Source organism: Microbacterium sp. 10L49 (genome assembly GCF_056395125.1).
The window spans coordinates 396,830-415,190 of record NZ_JBFTIW010000003.1 but is presented as its reverse complement, the minus strand read 5'-3'; the positions used below and the strand labels follow the sequence as shown (position 1 = coordinate 415,190).

The window sequence follows — 18,361 nt, the reverse complement described above, 5'->3', positions numbered from 1 at the left end:
CCTGCCACGAAGGAGCTGTCCGGAATGACGAACACCACGAAGCCCGCCGCCTCTCTCGGACTCCTGGTCCTGCGCCTCGTGATCGGCGGCGTCTTCGCCGCGCACGGCGCCCAGAAGGTCTTCGAGTTCACCCTGCCCGGCACGGTGCAGGCCTTCGCGGGCATGGGCGCCCCGCTGCCCGAGATCGCCGGCCCCGTGATCGCATTCCTCGAGTTCATCGGCGGGATCCTGCTCATCGCCGGTCTCTTCACACGCCCCGTCGGCGTGCTGCTGGCCGCCGACATGGTCGGAGCCATCGTGCTCGTGCACCTCGGAAACGGCATCTGGGTCGGCGACGGCGGCTGGGAGTTCGCAGCCGTGCTCGGCGCGGGGGCCCTCGCGCTCGCCTTCACCGGCGCGGGCCGCTACGGCCTGGACCGCGCCGTTCTGCGCGGACCGGTGCGCGCACTGGCCTGAACCGCTGTGGCCTGAACCGCAAGCGGCGCCGAAGATGGAAAACGTCGCTCCCAGGGCCGTGGGAGCGACGTTTTCCATCTTTCGGATCCCGCGCCGCGGGCTGCGAGATGGATTTCGCTGCCCGACGCGGCTCGGAGCGACGTTTTCCATCTTTGGGGATCTGCCGGCGACGCCGGCGCCGGCTCCGGCGTTTCAGCGCGGGGTCAGGGCACCCGCACGAGCGCCACGTCGTCCATCTGCATCCAGATGTCGCCGCTGTTCGTCCAGACGCCGCCGTAGAGCTGCACCTGATCGCGGTCTCCGGAGTCGAACGTGACGGTGAAGCGCGTCCATGCGCCCACCGAGGTGAAGTGCGCCTCGGAGATCACCGTGCCGTCGAGCGAGCGGGCGCCGAAGTAGCCGGCGTCGCTGTTCACCGATGTACGGACGAAGCCCGTCAGGCGGTAGGTCGTGTGCGGCTGCACCGCCACGTCCTGCCAGACGTCGCGCCAGCCCTGGTTGTACCGCACGAACACGCGGTGGTCGCCCGTGAAACCCGCGGCAGGCGCGTTGTCGATCCCCGAGTTGGGCTTGGCGCCCCAGGTGCCGTTGGTGCCGTCGCCCAGAGCGGTCGCGCGCTCGAAGCTCGGATCCGCGACGAGATTCGGATCGATGATCGTGCCGTTGCGATCGATGCGCAGGTGCATCAGATACACGTTGTACGGATTCCACTGCGACATCGTGAAGTAGATCTCGCCGTTCTTGTTCCACGGATGGAAGTAGCCGCCGTACAGCGCGGGGTAATCGGTCGAGCTGGCCACCGTCTGCGCCGGCGTCCACGGACCCTCGGGGCTGGTCGCGGTGCGCAGGATGATGTCCTCGCCCGAGAGCGTCATCATCAGGAACCGCTTGCTGTAGTCGTCCCACTGCACCGACATCTCGCTCATCGGCGCGTCCATGACCGGCTTCGCCGCGGCTTCGTCCTTGCTCCACGACGATCCGTCCCAGTACCGGTACGAGGCCTTGTCGAGCAGCTTCTGCGCGGGAACCTTCGCCACCGATGCCGGGCCGTTGCGGCCGTTCTGCGTGCCGAAGACGTAGATCGTGCCGCCCTTCTGCACATAGGCCTGCATCTGGAACGGGTCGTGGCCGTCGGGGTTGTCCCAGCGGGTGTCGGAGACGGTCCAGGTCTCGCCGTCGTCGTCGGAGTAGGCGATGCCCGCGTGGTTCGTGTCCCACACCCCGGGAGGACCCCACTGCCGCACCGACATGAAGCCGAGGTACTGCCGCCCGCCGACCGAGATGCCCGCCGTAGGGATGACGGTGATCTCGTCGCCGTTGATCTTCTTCGACGGGATGATCTGCTTCGCGATCCCCTGCGGATCCTGCGCGGCGTGATCGAAGAGCATGCCGTCGGCCAGGTCCGTGTCACTCGAGCGCAGCAGCACGTTGCTGCGCCAGTTCCCGTTCGGCGGCGCACCGCCGCCGGGGCCGGTCCAGGAGTTGCCGAAGGTGTCGCCGAACGCGGTGAGCACGTGGCCGGATCCGTCGTCCCACCCGATGCCGAGATCGGTCGCCTTCACGTCCCAGCGCCCCCAGGTGTTGTTGGGAGCATCCGGTCCGGTGAGCTTCTCGACGACGGTGGCCGGGGTCGTCGCAGTGGTGGCCACGGCCGGCGGAGGCGCGGTCGCGGCCGCGAAGGCGACGACGGCGAGGGAGGTGATCGCGGCGCCCGCCGCGATCCTGGTCAGGGGCTTCATCGCCCTCTCCTTTCTTCGCGTCGCCGGCACTCGCCGCGCGACGGGTTCAGCTGCGCGGTGCGCGCGGGGGAGTGGATCCGAGGTCGGGCACCGGGGCCGTTCCTAGGTGCACCTCCATGTCGTCAGCGCTCGGCGCCTTCGGGCGGCGGGCTGTCGGGCGATCCAGGTAGAACATCGCGGTGGAGGCGATGTCGTCGCGGAGGGGGAGGTAGCGCCATCCGCTGCGCCATCCGAGCGCCTGGATGTCGACCTTCGGCAGGCCGGTGGAGAAGTGGATCGGATCCGCGAGGTGCCAGCGGTACATGCCGAAGCGCTGCTGCGAGACGTAGAGCCCGTCGGGGCGGATCACCTGGGGCATGCCCAGGTAGGGCGTCGAGAACGCCGTGTACCCCTGGCCGGGGATGTCGAAGTTCCAGGCGCCGCCGAAGTAGTCCTCGGTGCCGGTGCCGCAGATCGTGGGGTGGTCGGTGTCGTCGTCGAGGTAGAACTTGATCTCGCCCTCGCCCCACCAGCCGTTGGAGTTCACACCCCACGCGATGTACGTCCCGACGTACTGTCCTTGCCCCTCGATGCCCTCCAGGATCGTGTGCGGGACGAGCTCCTCGAGCGGGTTCGAGCGGCGCCACTGCGCATGGAAGTAGCCGTCGGCGGAGTAGTCGCCGCCGGTCTCGTAGGTCACCTGGTAGTAGACGCGCACATCGACCGCCGAGGTGTTCTCGATCGTGAGGCGGGCGCCGTCGCGGAACGGCATCGGCCAGTACGAGTTGAAGCCGCCATGCGGGTTCGCGGCGATCACCTGCGAGTTCACCTGCGCGAAAACGCCCCAGCCGTTGCAGAAGAAGTCGCCGTAGGGCACCTCGACGGCGGGCTCGGCCGCGCCGTCCCAGTACGCGCGCAGGATGAGAGTGCGCCAGTTGTCGGTGTGCGTGGTGATCCAGATGTGGGTGATCCTGCCCGCGCCCTCGATCACGGCGAGATCGAACGTCTCGCCCGCTGCGATGTCGACGCTCGGCGAGATCTTCCAGCCGGGCCCCAGGTCGCGGGCGCAGTCGGCCCCCGTCCCCTCGGTCGCCCTGGCGCCGCCGCCGACGGAGCCGTCGAAGTTCTCCGGGGAGATGGACCGGGTCTGCACGGTGCGCAAGGCGGACAGGGACGACAGGTCGGAAAAGGTCATGGCGGGGCACATCCTCGTGTCGAGTGGGTGAAGACGCGTGCAGGGCGTGGCAGCGCGTGCGGCCACCCTACCGATTCCATCCCACTGTTGCAATCGATTTCATCACGGTAGTGTGTCCTGACGGACAACAGAAGGCAGGGCGGGATGGCGACCATCTACGACGTGGCGCGTCTCGCGGGCGTGTCTCCGGCGACGGTTTCCCGCGTGTTCAACGGCGTCGGCGTCTCCGAGGAGAAGGTCACGGCCGTGCGCCAGGCCGCCGCGCAGCTGAAGTTCTTCCCGAACCGCACCGCGCGCACCCTTCGGCGGCAGAGCTCCGAGGTGATCGCGCTCGTGATCCCCGACATCGAGAACCCCTACTTCACCGAGATGGCGCGCGGAGTCGAGGACGTCGCCTCTGAAGCAGGCTTCTCCGTGGTGCTGTGCAACTCCGACGCGCAGGTCGAGAAGGAGCAGACGTATCTGCGGATCGCGATCGCCGAGCACATGTCCGGGGTGATCCTCGCCGCGGCATCGGATCACACCAGCCTCGAGGAGATCATGGCGGCGGGGCGGCCTGTGGTCGCCGTCGACCGCAGCACCGGGTACGACATCGACGGCGTGGTCATGGCGAACCGCGACGCGGGCCGCAGCGCGACCGAGCAGCTGATCGACGCCGGATACACCCGCATCGCGCACATCGCCGGGCCCGAGCACATCGAGACAGCGGTCGAACGCGTGGACGGCTGGCGGATGGCTCTTGCCTCCCACGGTCTTCCTGTCATCCCCGACCTGCTGCGGTTCTCGTCGTTCCGGGTGGACGGGGGCCGCGAGGCCATGGAGCAGCTGCTGGCGCTCCCCGAGCCGCCTGACGCCGTGGTCGCGGGCAACAACCTCATCGGCGTCGGTGCCATCCAGGTGCTCACCGAACACGGCCTCACTCCGCCCGCGATGGGCGTCGCGGTCGTGGGCTCGCTGCCGTTCACGACGCTGTCGCCGAGCGTGGTCACCGTGGTGCGTCTTCCTGCGCGCCACATGGGCGTGACGGCCGCACGGATGTTGCTGGACCGGATCGGCGGCGACGACCAGCCCGCGCGCACGATCGTGCTCCGCAACGAGATCCAGGCCGCGACCGTCTCGCGCTGAGCTGGTCCGAGCAGAGCAGAGCAGAGCCGAGCGCGGGGACGAACCATCCGGCGGGGATTCGTTTGGCCACTGAGCATGTGGATCGGTTTCACGAAATCAGCGCGAAGACCACGCAAATGCCGATCCTCGCGAAGTGTTTCCAGGCCGATTGCACTTGAAATCGATTTCGCGTAGTGTGATCGCCGTCCGGTCAGGGCGAGCGATCGAGGAGGATGCGCGTGCGGTGCACCATCGGTGTCGACATCGGCACCTCCAGCAGCAAGGGCGTCCTCGTCGATGCCGACGGTGCGATCCTCGCCCAGGCCACGCGGACGCATGACGTGATGCGTCCGCGCAGCGGATGGGTCGAGATGGACGGCGGGATCTGGTGGGACGAGTTCGTCTCCCTGTCCCGTGAGCTGCTGGCCGAGGTGCCGGAGGCCGAGGTCGCCGGCGTCGGCGTGAGCGGCATGGGACCGTGCATCCTCTTGGCCGACGACGCGGGCGAACCCGTCCGTCCTGCCATCCTCTACGGTGTCGACACCCGGGCCGGCGAGCAGATCGAGCGGATGACGGCAGACCTGGGTGTCGCCGAGATCACGCGGGTGGGGGGATCCGAACTCACCTCTCAGGCCGGTGGTCCGAAGATCCTCTGGATCCGTGACGAGGATCCGGCGGCGTGGAGCCGCGCGCATCGGCTCTTCATGCCCGCCTCGTGGCTCGCGCACCGGCTCACCGGCGCCTACGTGCTGGACCACCAGTCCGCGAGCCAGGTGTCTCCGCTCTACGACATCGAACGGGAATGCTGGCACGACGGATGGTGGCAGCGGTACGCGGCGCCCATCGAGCAGCCCGCCCTGTGCTGGGCGGGCGACGTCGCCGGGGCCGTGTCAGCCGAGGCGGCAGCCCTCGCCGGCATCCCCGAGGGTACGCCGGTCATCGCCGGCACCATCGACGCGTGGACCGAGGCGGTCAGCGTCGGGGCCCACGGCGTCGGGGACCTCATGCTCATGTACGGGACGACCATGTTCCTCATCGCGACCGGGGAGGAGACTCTGCGCACCCCCTCGATGTGGACCACGGCCGGCGCCTTCGCGGGCACCCGCAACCTCGCCGGCGGGCTGTCGACGTCCGGCGCGCTCACCGCGTGGCTGAAGGACCTCACCGGGTCCGACTACGCCGAGTTGCTCGCCGAGGCGGACGCATCCGGCGTCGGAGCGCGCGGGCTCGTGCTGCTGCCGTACTTCGCGGGCGAGCGCACGCCGATCCAGGATCCGGACGCGCGCGGCGTGATCGCCGGTCTCACGCTCGCGCACGGCCGCGGCGACCTGTACCGGGCCGCGCTCGAGGCCACCGCGCTCGGCGTGCGGCACAACGTGCAGACCATGCGCGACGCGGGCGCCGGCATCCGGCGCGTCGTCGCGGTGGGCGGCGGCACGCAGGGCCGGCTCTGGCTGCAGATCGTCTCCGACGTCACCGGGCTCGTGCAGGAGGTGCCCGAGGTGACGATCGGTGCGAGCTACGGCGCGGCCTTCCTCGCGGCGGGCGCGGTCTCCGATCCGGCCCCCGCGATCGCGGACTGGAACCCGGCCGTCGCCACGATCACCCCCGACCCCGCACTCGCCCCGGTCTACAACGCGCTGTTCGACCGCTACCTGCGTCTCTACGCGGGCACCGCCGACGTCGTGCACGAGCTCGCGGCGCAGCAGAGGGCCGACGAGAAGGAGGCGTCCGCATGACGCGCCGCGCCCGCCCCATCCCGCACACCGCGGAGCGCGCGGCGTTCCTGCTCGGCGGCATCGGCACCGGGAACGTGTCGCTCGGGGCCCGCGGCGAGCTGCGCGATTGGGAGCTGGAGAACCATCCCGACAAGGACCGGCGCAACCCGCGCACGTTCTTCGCGATCCACGCGGCGCCGCAGGGCGCGGATCCGGTCACCCGCGTGCTGGAGGCGCGCGTGACCGGCCGCCGGGACCTCGATGCCGGGTTCTCGTTCGATGACCTCGCGGGCCTGCCGCGGCTCGACGGCGCCACGATGCACGGCGAGTACCCCGTGGTCGACATCGACTTCGCCGACCGCGTGCTGCCCGTGGAGGTGTCGCTGCATGCGTTCACCCCGCTCGTGCCGCTCGATGCGGATGCCTCGGGCATCCCCGCGGCCGTACTGCGCTACCGGGTCGTCAATCCGGGCGTCGTGCCGATCGCGGTCACGATCGCCGGCAGCGTCTCGCACACAGCCGGCCGCGGGGAGCCCGGACCGGATGCTCCCTGGGGCATGCGCGGCACGCAGACCGTGCGCTGGCGCGACGACGGCGCCGTGGGCGGACTCGACTTCGGCATCGATCTGCCCGAGGACGATCCGGGCTACGGCACCCTCGCCCTCACCACGAGCGACGCGTCGACCACGGTCAAGCCGCAGTGGGTCACGAGCTACTGGCCCGACGGCGCCCGCATGTTCTGGAGCGACCTCACCGCCGACGGACTGCTCGACCCTGAACCCCGCCTCACGCTCGAGGACCGCCCGCGCGGCCTGTTCGCGGAGCGGGACGCGGACCCCGACGCCCCGCCGCTCACCGAGCAGGAGATGCTCGCGAAACTGCCGCGGCTGCGCACAGGGTCCCTCGGGATCTTGCACACGCTCGCGCCCGGCGAGGCTCGTGACTTCGAGTTCGTGCTGAGCTGGTCGTTCCCGAACCGACGGCGCGGCTGGCACGGGCACATCATCCTGGACGATGAACCGGTGGATCCCGCGCTGCCACCCGTCGTGCGCAACCACTACGCGTCGCTCTGGCCCGACGCGTGGGCGGCCGCCGTGCACCTGCACCGCGAACTGCCCGCGCTCGAGGCGGCGACCGACGCGTTCGTCGAGGCCCTCTACGGCGGCACCCTGGATCCCGTGCTCGCCGAAGCCGCCGGGGCGAACATCGCCGCGGCGCGCTCCACCACCTGCTTCGTGCTGGAGTCGCCGAACCCGGTCCTGGGGGAGGGGCCGGTGTTCGCCGCGTGGGAGGGATCCTTCGACCACGGCGGCTCCTGCGAGGGCACCTGCACCCATGTCTGGTCGTACGCGCAGACCGTCGCATGGCTGTTCCCCTCGCTCGAGCGCAGCGCCCGCCGGCCCGAGTTCCTGCTCGAGACCGACGAGGACGGCGCGCAGAAGTTCCGCGGCAACCGGATCTTCGGATCCCCGTCGTGGTTCATCGGTCCGGCAGTCGACGGCCAGCTCGGCACACTCCTGCGGCTGCATCGCGAGTGGCGGTTCTCCGGCGACGACGCGTTCCTGCGCGAGCTCTGGCCGGCGGCGGTGCGCACCCTGGAACATGCCATCCGGGAATGGGATCGCGACGGCGACGGCCTGCTGGACGGCGAGCTGCACAACACCTACGACATCGAGTTCCACGGGATCGATCCGCTCGCCAACGGCATCTATCTGGCGGCACTCCGGGCCGGATCGCGGATGGCGGCCCACCTCGGCGAGACCGAGTGTGCTCGCGACTGGGCGGCCCGTGCCGACCACGTCGCCGGGGCGATGGACGACGTGCTGTACAGCGGCGAGTACTACCGGCAGGTGATCGACGACGTCGACGCGCACCGCTACCAGTATGGCGAGGGTGTGCTGTCGGACCAGCTCCTCGGGCAGTTCCACGCCTGGGTGAACGGGCTCGGAGCGCTGCTGCCACCCGAGCATCTCGACTCCGCGCTCGCCGCGATCGTGGCGCACAACCACCGGGCCGACCTGTCCGTGCACGAGAGCACGCAGCGCGTGTACGCCCTGAACGATGAGGGCGGGCTGCTGCTCGCTTCTTGGCCACGCGGCGGGCGGCCCGCGATCCCGTTCGTGTACTCGGACGAGGTGTGGACCGGCATCGAGCACCAGGTGGCGGCATCGCTGCTCTATGCAGGCCGGGTCGAGGACGCCCTGCTCGTCGAACGCACCCTGCGCTCCCGCTATGACGGCGTTCACCGCAATCCGTGGAACGAGATCGAGTGCGGCAACCACTACGCCCGCTCCCTCGCCTCCTGGGCGTTGCTGCTCGCCGCGAGCGGCGCGCAGTGGGACGCGCCCGCGCGAACCCTGTCCTTCGCACCGACCCTGGGCGCCTTCGCTGTGGATGCCCCTGCGCGATTCCTGTTCACCACCGGGACCGGGTGGGGTTTGGCCGAAGTAGACCCGGGCACGCTGACCCTCCACCTCCACGGCGGAGCGCTCGACCTCGCCGAGCTCCGCCTGCACGACGCCGTCGTCGCCGGCGACCTGCGGATGGTCGCGGGCGAGACCCGCACCCTCCCGCTGCCCACCGGCACCACCGGCACCACTGACGAGACCCCCATCCAGCAACGGAGAATCCCATGAGCTACGCCATCCCCGCGCCGACCGTGCGCCCCGCCTCCGCACCGAAGACCGCCTACCTGATCACCTCCGGCGACCTCCGTGAATCGGCGAACGTCGCGGGGTGGCCGGTGCAGGCCGCGACCGAGGCTGCCGTCACCGCCGCCTTCGCGGACCTCGGGTGGACCGTCATCCGCCCCTTCGGCGTGGATCCGGTCACCGGTCACGGCTACATCTCGAGCCAGCGGATGGGCATGGAGGTGTTCACGAGGATCCCCGTCGACGCACCGCTCATCGTGGCGACCGCGAACTGGCAGTACTCGCACCACGTGCTGGCAGGGTTGCGCACGCACCGCGGCCCGATCCTCACCACCGCGAACTTCGCTCCGGACTGGCCGGGGCTCGTGGGTCTGCTCGGTCTGAACGCGGGCCTCACGAAGATGGGCAAGCCCTACTCCACCATCTGGTCGGTCGACTTCACGGACGACTGGTTCCGCGCGGGCCTGAAGGAGTGGACGGAGACGGGCCGCATCACGCACGACGCCTCACACGTACGTGCCCTGCCCGTGCTCCCGGACAGCCCGGAGAAGCAACTCGGTGAGGCGCTCGCCGCGCAGCTGCGCGCCGACAAGGCCATCATCGGCGTGTTCGACGAGGGCTGCATGGGCATGTACAACGCGATCTTCGACGACGAGCTGCTCAATGGGACCGGCATCTACAAGGAGCGCCTGTCGCAGTCCGCGCTGTACGCCGAGATGCTGACCGTGACCGACGCCGAGGCCGACGCCGCCTACGACTGGCTCATCGCGCACGGCATGACCTTCGTCTACGGCGAGGACGCCGCCACCGAGCTCACCCGTGAGCAGGTGCAGTGGCAGCTGAAGATGTACATCGCCGCCCTTCGCATCGCCGACGACTTCGGCCTGGACGCGGTCGGGATCCAGTACCAGCAGGGCCTCAAGGATCTGGTGCCCGCATCGGATCTCGCCGAGGGGATCTTGAACTCCACGGAGCGCCCGCCGGTCACCTCGCGCGACGGATCCCGGATCCTGCACGAGGGGCGCGCCTTCCCGCACTTCAACGAGGCCGACGAGGGGGTCGCGGTCGATGCCCTCGTGACCGACCGGGTGTGGCGGGCGATGGGCCTCGTGCCCGACAACACGCTGCACGACGTGCGCTGGGGCGAGGACTACGACGGCGAGTTCGTCTGGGTCTACGAGATCTCCGGATCCGTCCCCGCCTCGCACCTCGGCGGCTGGGACAGGGCTGAAGGATGGCGGCAGGGTCACGTGTTCTTCCCCGCCGGCGGCGCCACGATCAACGGCGTCTCCAAGCCGGGCGAAGTCGTGCTGTCCCGCATCTTCATCGCCGACGGGGTGCTGCAGGCCGACGTGTTCCGCGGCACGGTCGTGGAGCTGCCCGCCGAGGAGACCCAGCGTCGGAAGGACGCCACGAACCCGGAGTGGCCGATCGCGCACGTCGTGCTGCACGGTCAGAGTCGGGACCAGTTCATGGCCAGGCACAAGGCCAACCACGCGCAGCTGGTCTACGCGCCCGACGCCGAGACCGCCGACAAGGCGCTCGTCGCTAAGGCTGCGATGCTGGACGGCATGGGGATCCGCGTCAACCTCGTGGGCGACGTGAACGTCTGACTCACCCTGGGCCATCCATCGTGTCGCGACAAGCGCGGCGGCGGCGACGGGTCAGGCTCGCGGCAGCAGTCCCGCCACGAATGCGTCCACGACGTGATCGCCGGATCCGTCCTGCATCCGTCGCGACGTCCTGCAACCGCCCGCCCCTTGAGCCGCGTCCCGGACGGGACGAGGATCGGATCCATGGCGACGATCGATGATGTCCGTGCGCTGGCCCTTGCGTTGCCCGGCGTCGAGGAGAGGACCGGCGGTCACACTGGGGAACCGGCCTGGCGCTGCAACGGCGGCCAGATCGCGTGGATGCGCGGACCGCGCAAGACGGATCTGGCGCAGCTCTCTGAACTCGGCCGCACCTGGCCGGAGGGGGCGGTGGTCGCCGTGCACACCGAGACCGCAGCCCTCGCCGAGGAGCTGATCGCAGCGGATCCGGACGTCTTCTTCACCATCCCGCACTTCGCGGGATACCCCGCCGTGCTGCTGCGCCTCGACGCGATCGTGCCCGATCATCTCGGCGAGGTGATCGCCGACGCGTGGCTGCTCCGCGCGCCGAAGGCGGTAGGTCGCGCGTGGCTGGCCGAGCGCGGCTTGAACTGAGGGTGACCGGAGCTTGCATGGCGCGGGCGGAATCATCGCCGTCCGTTCACGTTTCTTCCTGAGGGTCACCGAGAAACCCGCTGATGAACCGGAGACGATATGACAGCCCACCCCGCACCCCACGACGACGCGAGGTGGACGCCCGCCGCCCTAGACGTACGTCACGACGCCTTCACGATCGAGCGCCGCTTCGAGGCGGCGGCCTCGTCGGTGTTCGCCGCGTTCGCCGATGAGACGGAGCGACGACGATGGTTCCGGTTGCCGGGGAAGCGGACGGCTGAACGTCACGAGTTCCGGGTCGGTGGCGGCGTGGATGCCACCAGCAGCTTCCCGGTTCCCGATGCGGCACCGGAGCAGCTTGCCTATCACTCCCACTATCTCGACATCGTCACCGACCGTCGGATCGTGTTCTCCTACACCTCGACGGTGAACGACGTGCCGCGGTGGGCGTCGCTGGTGACCGTCCTGTTCGCCGACGACGGCACGGGCTGCCTGCTCACGTGGACCGAGCAGGTCGCGTTCCTGGCCCGCACCGGTGACGGGGGCGACGACTTCCCGCACCTGCGCGGGGGCACGACCCTTCGCCTGAACGGCCTCGCCGCTGCGCTTCAGGGCGACTGACGATCAGAGCCACAGGCTGATTCCCCGAGACAGGACGGACTGATCCGCTGTCCTGCGCTCAGGCCGGTGGCAGCCGCAGCACCGGACCCGCCTCGCCCACGGCGAGGTCGTCCGCGGTGCGCAGGGTGCGCGCGATCTCGTCCACGGCGGAGATGACGGTGCCGAATCGCTCCCGGTCGGCGCAGACCGCCTGCAGCGTGATGAGGTGCGTGCCGGTGTCCCAGGTGTACGTCGCGAACGGCGGTGCCGACTGCCCCGTGGGCCCCGGCTGCGGCAGCGGCACGACGAGCTTCTCCCCGGCGCCGAGGTAGGGGTTGCGGAACTCCCCGGTGTCGTCGTACTCCATCGGCATCATGGCGCGGGCGGTGCGCAGCTGCGGGGTGAGCTCCTGCGCGCTCGCCATGGCCACGATGAGCTCGGGCTCCGCCTTCCAGGTCCATACCAGTACGCGGCCGTCAGCCTTCCGCATGAGGAAGGGCGCGGCCTGGCTGAGCGCCCACGCACCGAAGCCGGATCCGCCCCTGGTTCCTGAGGCCGTCGGAGGAGCGCCGACCGCCGCGCCGGCCTGGCCGAGCAGCATCCGGATCGCCGCCTTGCGGTGCCGCCGGCCGCGTAGACCGAGGGATCCGGTCACGGGGATCCAGCGTGCGGGGTCGGCGTCGGCGAGCAGGCGCATGCTCAGAGCGTAGGGGGCGAAGGTGGGGGCCAGCCGTGCGTCCACTGCGCCGTGAAATATGTACACCGCCTCTACTATTCGGATGGGAAAGCGCATACCATGGTGCGCGAATCCTTCCCCGAACGACCCGGAGGCCGATGATGTCCCCTCTTGAGATGAACCGCCGCATCCTGCTCGGGCTGCTCGGCGCAGGCGCCCTCGTCGCCGTCGCCGGCGAATCCGCGAGCGCCCGGCCGCTGTCCGGCCGCGTCCCGGCCGTCGCCGACGACCCGCTCGCGGTGCTCATCGAGCGCCGTCGCGTGATGCTGGCCGGCGACGGCAGCGCGGCGTCCATCCCCGAACTCGCCGACGTGCTGAGCAGCATGAGCACCGCGGCGACCGCGTCGTGGAACGCGATGGTGCGGCCCGCCGCGTCTCCCGGAATCTGGGCCGATCTGCCTCTCACCGGGGTGAGTGGCACCGTCATGTCGGGCAACATGGGCGTGACGTTCAACCGCATCTTCGACCTCGCCCTCGCCTACTCGACCGCGGGGTGCGCGCAGCACGGCGATGCCGCGCTCGCGGCCGACCTCGTGGACGCGCTGACCTGGCTCAGCGCGAACGTCTACAAGGCGGGCAAGTCCGCCGTAGGCAACTGGTGGTTCTGGGAGATCGGCGTGCCCCGCAAGGCGGCCGACATCTGCATCCTGCTGCACGACGCGGTCCCGGCCGACGTGCGCACCGCGCTCCTGGCGGCCGCGCGCTACTTCACGCCCGACCCGAACTGGCGCGGCCGCGGTACGAGCTTCGCCGAGACGGGGGCGAACCGCACCGACAAAGCCCTGTCCTGCGCGCTGCGCGGAATCCTCGACGGGCGTCCTGACGAGATCGCGCTCGCCCGCGACGCCCTCAGCGACACGGTGCGGGCGGGGAAGAACAGCGTGTTCGGTTACGTCACCAGCGGCGACGGCTTCTACGCCGACGGATCCTTCGTGCAGCACAGCTACCTGCCCTACGTCGGAACCTACGGCGTGGTCACGCTCGGAGGCATCGCCGAGATCCTGGGCCTGCTCGGCGGCAGCGACTGGGCGGTGACGGATCCGAAGAAGTCGGTGGTCCTCGATGCGGTCGAGGCCTCGTACGCGCCGTTCATCTGGAACGGCCGGATGATGGAGACCGTCCGCGGCCGGGCGGTCTCGCGACAGGCCGAGCCCGACTACGTCGACGGGGCCGCCGCGATCACCGCGATCCTGCTGCTCGCCCCCGGCGCGGGGGAGCCGTATCGCAGCCGCTACCTCTCGCTCGTGAAGGGCTGGCTGCAGCGCTGCACCGACGAGAAGCTGTACGGCCTGCCCACCCAGACGGTTGCCAAGTCGCTGCTGGTGACCTCGATCCTCGGCGACGACAGCGTGACGCCGGCCGACGCCCCGGTCTACACGCGGGCATTCGGCGACCAGGACCGCCTGGTGCACCACCGCCCCGGCTTCAGCGCCGTGGTCAACGTCTCCTCGAAGCGGATCGGCCGCTACGAATGGGGCAACCGTGAGAACAACCTCGGCTGGTACCAGGGCGACGGGCTGACTTTCTTCTACAGCGCTGCGGATCCGGCGCAGTACAGTGCGGACTTCTGGCCCACGGTCGACCCGTACCGGCTGCCCGGCACGACCGTCACGGCGGCGACGCGGGCCAACGGAGCCACGGACGGCACGGGTATCCCTCGGGCGTTCCAGGCGTTCGGCGGCGGGCTCGCGCTCGACGAGCGCTGGGGCATCCAGGGCATGGATCACCTGAACTTCGACAAGTCGCTGAGCGCCCGCAAGTCCTGGTTCTTCCTCGACGACAAGGTGGTGTGCTTGGGCGCGGCGATCGCGTCGACCTCCGGCAACGACGTGTTCACCACGATCGACAACCGCTCGTTCGCGGCCGGCACCGTGCCGAACGTGCGCACCGACAATCGCAACCGCGTGCTCACCGCGGCCGATGGTGCGGTGACCGTGAAGCGCAACGTGCACATCATGGGTCACGGCGGATACGTCTTCCTCAAGGGGGAGAACGTCTCGGGCGCGATCGATGTGCAGGTCGTGCCCCGCTCCGGCGACTGGCAGACGATCAATTCCGGATCCGACACCGGCGGCACGACCGAGGTCAAGAACCGCGACTACGTCACGGTGACGCACCACCACGGCACGGATCCGTCCGGCGGCGGCTACGCGTACATAGTGCTGCCGAACGTGGACCACTCGGTCACGTTCACGGAGTCGGATGCGCCGACCGTCGAGGTCGTCGCGAACAACGCCCAGGCGCAGGTGATCCGCGTGGCGGGGCAGGGCCTCACCCTCGGGAACTTCTTCCAGGCCACGCCGTCGGGCACGACCCCGGGCAACGGAGTGACGGTGAGCGGCCCGTGCTCGCTCGCGGTGCACACCGAGGGCGGGCGCACGACGGTCGCGCTCTCGGACCCGAGCCGCACGCAGGCGACCGCGCAGGTCGTGCTCGCCGGGGTCGTGGAGTCGACCGTGGTCGAGGCCGACGACGGGGTTCGGATCGTCGGCACGTCGCCGCTCACCCTCGAGTTCGACCTCGACGGGCACGGGCACGCCAAGCGCGTCGTGCTCGGAGTCTGAATCCTGTCCACGGCCGGCCCGCCGATCAGCGGGCCGGCCGTGGAGCCGTGCGGTGGACGCTGGATCGCGGACTCCGCCATCGCCCCTGGTGTCCGCAATTCAGGATGGATTCTCCGAAACCGCGACGTTCCGGTCGGCAAGAGGCGGCGAACACCGATCCATCCTGAGCACGGGACGCCGCGGACCGCCGAACGCTGCCGTGCGGTGCCGGATCCGCCTCCCCGGCATCCTCAGTCCGCTCGGGTAGAGTGGCCAGCGCCCGATCCAGGCCATCTCCGCGGGGTTCGAGCGGCCGATGAGGCGCTCGCCGGCGCCGCGGCCCAGCAAAAGGCAGCAATCACGTGACTTCCCCCGGCGATCATCGCCCGCAGGCCACCCCCGACACCGCCGCGTCCGCCTCGGCTGAGTCCGCGGCCGCGCCGCGCCCGCTCACCATCGTCATCGGCGCCGACACGTTCTCACCCGACGTGAACGGCGCCGCCCGATTCACCGAGCGCCTCGCCGCCGGCCTGGTGCAGCGCGGCCACGACGTGCACGTCGTGGCCCCCAACCAGGCCTACCGCACGGCGAAGCCCCGCATCGAGGTGATCGAGGGCGAGGCGATGACGCTGCACCGGCTGCCGTCGGTGCGCTGGGCGCCACACGACTGGCTGCGGTTCGTCTGGCCGTGGCGCGCGAAGCACTACGCACGCAAAGTGCTCGACGAGGTGCAGCCCGACGTGGTGCACATCCAGTCGCACATCGTGATCGGGCGCGGGCTCTCGCGCATCGCACATCAGCGCGGGATCCCCGTGATCGCCACGAACCACGTCATGGCCGAGAACATCCTCGACCACACCACGATGCCGAAGTTCGTCGACGACATCGTGCTGAAGTTCGCGTGGGCCGACGCGGCGCGCACGTTCGCTCTCACCCGCGCCGTGACCACGCCGACCCGCCGCGCGGCCGACTTCCTCGAGCGCACGATCGACGTCGAGGGCGTCATCCCGATCAGCTGCGGGATCGACCGCACCCAGTACACGCCGGTCATCGGCCCGCGTGAGAAGAACCGCATCGTGTTCGTCGGCCGGCTCACGGCCGAGAAGCAGGTCGAGGTCATCCTCAAGGCGATGACCAAACTGGATCCGGCTCTCGACGTGACGTTCGACATCGTGGGCGGGGGAGACCAGCGCAAACAGCTCGAGGCGCTCGCGCAGCAGCTCGGGCTGGCCGACCGGGTGACCTTCCACGGGCGCACGACCGATGCCGAGCTGCGCGCGATCCTCAGCCGCGCCTCGCTGTTCGTGATCGCCTCGATCGCCGAGCTGCAGTCCATCGCGACGATGGAGGCGATGGCCTCGGCGCTGCCGATCGTCGCCGCGGACGCCGTCGCGCTGCCGCACCTGGTGCACGACGGGGAGAACGGCTACTTGTTCGAGCCCGGCAACGTGAACGAGCTGGCCGCGCGATTGACCGACGTGCTCACCGCCGACCCGGCCGAATACGAGCGCATGCAGCGCGCCTCGCTCGACGGGGTCGTCGTGCACGACATCAACCGCACGCTGGACACCTTCGAGGCGCTGTACCGCGACGAGCCGCTGCCGGAGTAGGCGCGGATGCACATCGTCTTCTTCGGCGACCAGCACGCCGAGTCGCTGGGCGGGGCGCAGGTCTCGATGCGACTGCAGCGGAAGTACCTGGAGCGGGCGGGTCACACGGTCACGATCGTCGCGCCGCGGATGCACTCGGCTCCGGGATCGGCCCGGCTCGCCGCGGCCGCGGGCGACCCTGGCTACGTCGACCTCCCGTCGATCCCGATCACGGCCGACCGCGAGTACTCGCTGACGTGGCCGGGACGGCGCACCGACCGCTTCCTCGACCGTGCGCTCACCCGCCGGCCGCCCGTGGACCTCGTGCACGTGCAGGCCGACTTCTGGGGCGCGTACATCGGGCACCGCTTCGCGCACCGGCACGGCATCCCCGCCGTGCACACCATGCACAACCGCGTCGACGTCGGGATCGCCGCGGTGACCCCTCTGCACAAGCCCGTGCTCGGCGCGCTGAACCTGTGGCGCCGTGCGGCGCTGCGCGGGATCGGGGTGCAGCCGCGCGGCGTCGACGGGTGGGCGTACCTCGCGGGGATCGCCGCGGAGTCGCGCGCGGTGACCGCGCCGTCGGGGCACTTCGCCCGCCGGCTCGAGCAGCACGGCGTCTTCGGATCCGTGGACGTGATCTGGAACGGGATCGACGACGAGGTGCGCGAGCAGGTGCTCGCCGCCCTTCGACAGGCTCAGGGACCGGGCACGGAGCGGAAGCCGGGGCGGCCGCGGTTCATCTGGCTCGGCCGGATGAGCCCGGAGAAGCGTCTGCTGCCGTTCCTCGAGGCCGTCGTCGCGAGCGACGTCGATGCGGACATCGAGATCGTCGGAGGCGGGGGAGAGCGCCGCGCCGCCGAGCGCATCGCCGCACGCGCGGTGCGCCCCGGCATCCACTTCGCCGGCCGGATCGGCTACGCCGACGTGCTCGCCCGGATCGCTGCGGCCGACGCGGTGGTGCAGACGTCGATCGGCTTCGAGACGCAGGGGATGACGCCCTTCGAAGCGGCGACCCTGGGCACCCCGACGGTCGTGAGCGACCCCGACATCGCGAGCGAGCTGCGCGGCGGGCTGTGGGCCGTGCCCGACGTCGGCGCCGACGAATCCCGCCGGATCGCGGCTCTGGCGGACACGCTGCGCATCGCCACCGCGGACATCGCGGCCGGCCGTGCGCCCGAGCCAGACCCGCAGGTCGCCGCCGACTTCCGGCAGTCGTCGCGGACGGCCGCGATGCTCGAGGTCTACGGTCGCGCGATCGCAGGCTGAGCCCGGCGGAACACGGATCCGTCAGAACGACGTGGGGATCACGTTCGACAGCAGAGCGAACGCGATGCCGATGATGCCTGCGCCACCGACTCCGATCGCGATACCCGCCTGCACCGATCGACTGCCGCGGGCGCCGAGGATCCCGAAGATCAGCGTGACGGCGTAAGCGAGGAAGAGCAGGGTCTGCCCGACGAGGCTGTAAGTCCCGATGACCCCTGCGCCCAGGTGGAAGTCGTACGAGAGTCGGATGATCGCGAAGCGGAAGAGCAAGGTGTACAGCACGCCCAGTGCGACGCTCACGATCGCCAGCACCAGGGCGACGCGGGCGCTGCCGTCCGCACTGCGGCCCGCCCCGGCCGTCGCAGGCAGGCCGTTCTGCGCCCCGGCAGGATGGCCGTTCTGCGCGGTGGCTCCGGGATATGCCGGCTGATAGGCGGGCGTGGATCCGTAGGGCGGCTGCGGGGGAGTCGACGCGGTCGCGGGCGGTTGCGCGCCGGGTGCGGGCGGGAACTGCTGCTGGGGATCGCTCATGTCGCCGACGCTACCGGCACCGGCGCATTCGCGACATGGGC

Annotated in this window: 14 protein-coding genes; 10 read left to right on the top strand and 4 right to left on the bottom strand. The window is 70.3% G+C overall.

The window, feature by feature from the left end; genetic code table 11:
• Positions 1–24: 24 nt before the first annotated feature.
• Entirely contained in the window at positions 25–456 is a 432-nt protein-coding gene (locus tag AC1DCT_RS09785; RefSeq protein ID WP_477428856.1) for a DoxX family protein, read from the top strand.
• A 203-nt stretch (positions 457–659) separates the two neighbouring features.
• Here the strand turns inward: AC1DCT_RS09785 and AC1DCT_RS09780 are convergent, their stop codons facing one another.
• Complete coding sequence (locus tag AC1DCT_RS09780) at positions 660–2,195, bottom strand: DUF4185 domain-containing protein (protein WP_477428854.1); 1,536 nt, start codon at positions 2,193–2,195, stop codon at positions 660–662.
• Between the two features lie 46 nt (positions 2,196–2,241).
• Entirely contained in the window at positions 2,242–3,369 is a 1,128-nt protein-coding gene (locus AC1DCT_RS09775; RefSeq protein ID WP_441977905.1) for a glycoside hydrolase family 172 protein, read from the bottom strand.
• 144 nt (positions 3,370–3,513) lie between these two features.
• Between AC1DCT_RS09775 and AC1DCT_RS09770 the strand changes: the two genes are divergently transcribed.
• The 6 genes from AC1DCT_RS09770 (at position 3,514) to AC1DCT_RS09745 (ending at position 11,670) form a co-directional block, all read left to right on the top strand.
• The gene (locus AC1DCT_RS09770; RefSeq protein WP_441977906.1) at positions 3,514–4,494 is read left to right on the top strand and encodes a LacI family DNA-binding transcriptional regulator; all 981 of its coding nucleotides are present in this window, start codon (positions 3,514–3,516) and stop codon (positions 4,492–4,494) included.
• A 212-nt stretch (positions 4,495–4,706) separates the two neighbouring features.
• A complete protein-coding gene (locus AC1DCT_RS09765) occupies positions 4,707–6,212 on the top strand; it encodes an FGGY-family carbohydrate kinase (protein ID WP_477428852.1) in 1,506 nt (501 codons plus the stop codon).
• Positions 6,209–8,827, top strand: a complete 2,619-nt coding sequence (locus AC1DCT_RS09760; RefSeq protein WP_477428850.1) for a GH116 family glycosyl-hydrolase — start codon at positions 6,209–6,211, stop codon at positions 8,825–8,827. The genes AC1DCT_RS09765 and AC1DCT_RS09760 overlap by 4 nt, the downstream gene beginning before the upstream one ends.
• Positions 8,824–10,455: a fucose isomerase gene (locus AC1DCT_RS09755; RefSeq protein WP_477428849.1), complete on the top strand. Its 1,632-nt coding sequence runs from the start codon at positions 8,824–8,826 to the stop codon at positions 10,453–10,455. The genes AC1DCT_RS09760 and AC1DCT_RS09755 overlap by 4 nt, the downstream gene beginning before the upstream one ends.
• A gap of 183 nt (positions 10,456–10,638) precedes the next feature.
• Complete coding sequence (locus tag AC1DCT_RS09750) at positions 10,639–11,049, top strand: MmcQ/YjbR family DNA-binding protein (protein ID WP_477230158.1); 411 nt, start codon at positions 10,639–10,641, stop codon at positions 11,047–11,049.
• A 99-nt stretch (positions 11,050–11,148) separates the two neighbouring features.
• Positions 11,149–11,670 (top strand): SRPBCC domain-containing protein, encoded by a 522-nt coding sequence (locus AC1DCT_RS09745; protein WP_477428847.1) that lies wholly within the window; start codon positions 11,149–11,151, stop codon positions 11,668–11,670.
• 58 nt (positions 11,671–11,728) lie between these two features.
• On the opposite strand, the gene AC1DCT_RS09740 is transcribed toward AC1DCT_RS09745, so the two are convergent.
• Complete coding sequence (locus AC1DCT_RS09740) at positions 11,729–12,346, bottom strand: hypothetical protein (protein WP_477429654.1); 618 nt, start codon at positions 12,344–12,346, stop codon at positions 11,729–11,731.
• Between the two features lie 155 nt (positions 12,347–12,501).
• On the opposite strand from AC1DCT_RS09740, the gene AC1DCT_RS09735 reads away from it, so the two are divergent.
• From AC1DCT_RS09735 to AC1DCT_RS09725, 3 genes are all read left to right on the top strand, one after another.
• A complete protein-coding gene (locus AC1DCT_RS09735; protein WP_477428845.1) occupies positions 12,502–14,949 on the top strand; it encodes a polysaccharide lyase 8 family protein in 2,448 nt (815 codons plus the stop codon).
• Positions 14,950–15,383: 434 nt separating this feature from the next.
• Complete coding sequence (locus AC1DCT_RS09730; RefSeq protein WP_477429652.1) at positions 15,384–16,538, top strand: glycosyltransferase; 1,155 nt, start codon at positions 15,384–15,386, stop codon at positions 16,536–16,538.
• 6 nt (positions 16,539–16,544) lie between these two features.
• Positions 16,545–17,789, top strand: coding sequence for a glycosyltransferase family 4 protein (locus AC1DCT_RS09725; RefSeq protein WP_477428843.1), 1,245 nt, complete (start codon positions 16,545–16,547; stop codon positions 17,787–17,789).
• 21 nt (positions 17,790–17,810) lie between these two features.
• Here the strand turns inward: AC1DCT_RS09725 and AC1DCT_RS09720 are convergent, their stop codons facing one another.
• Positions 17,811–18,320, bottom strand: coding sequence for a hypothetical protein (locus tag AC1DCT_RS09720; protein WP_441977915.1), 510 nt, complete (start codon positions 18,318–18,320; stop codon positions 17,811–17,813).
• Positions 18,321–18,361 lie beyond the last annotated feature (41 nt).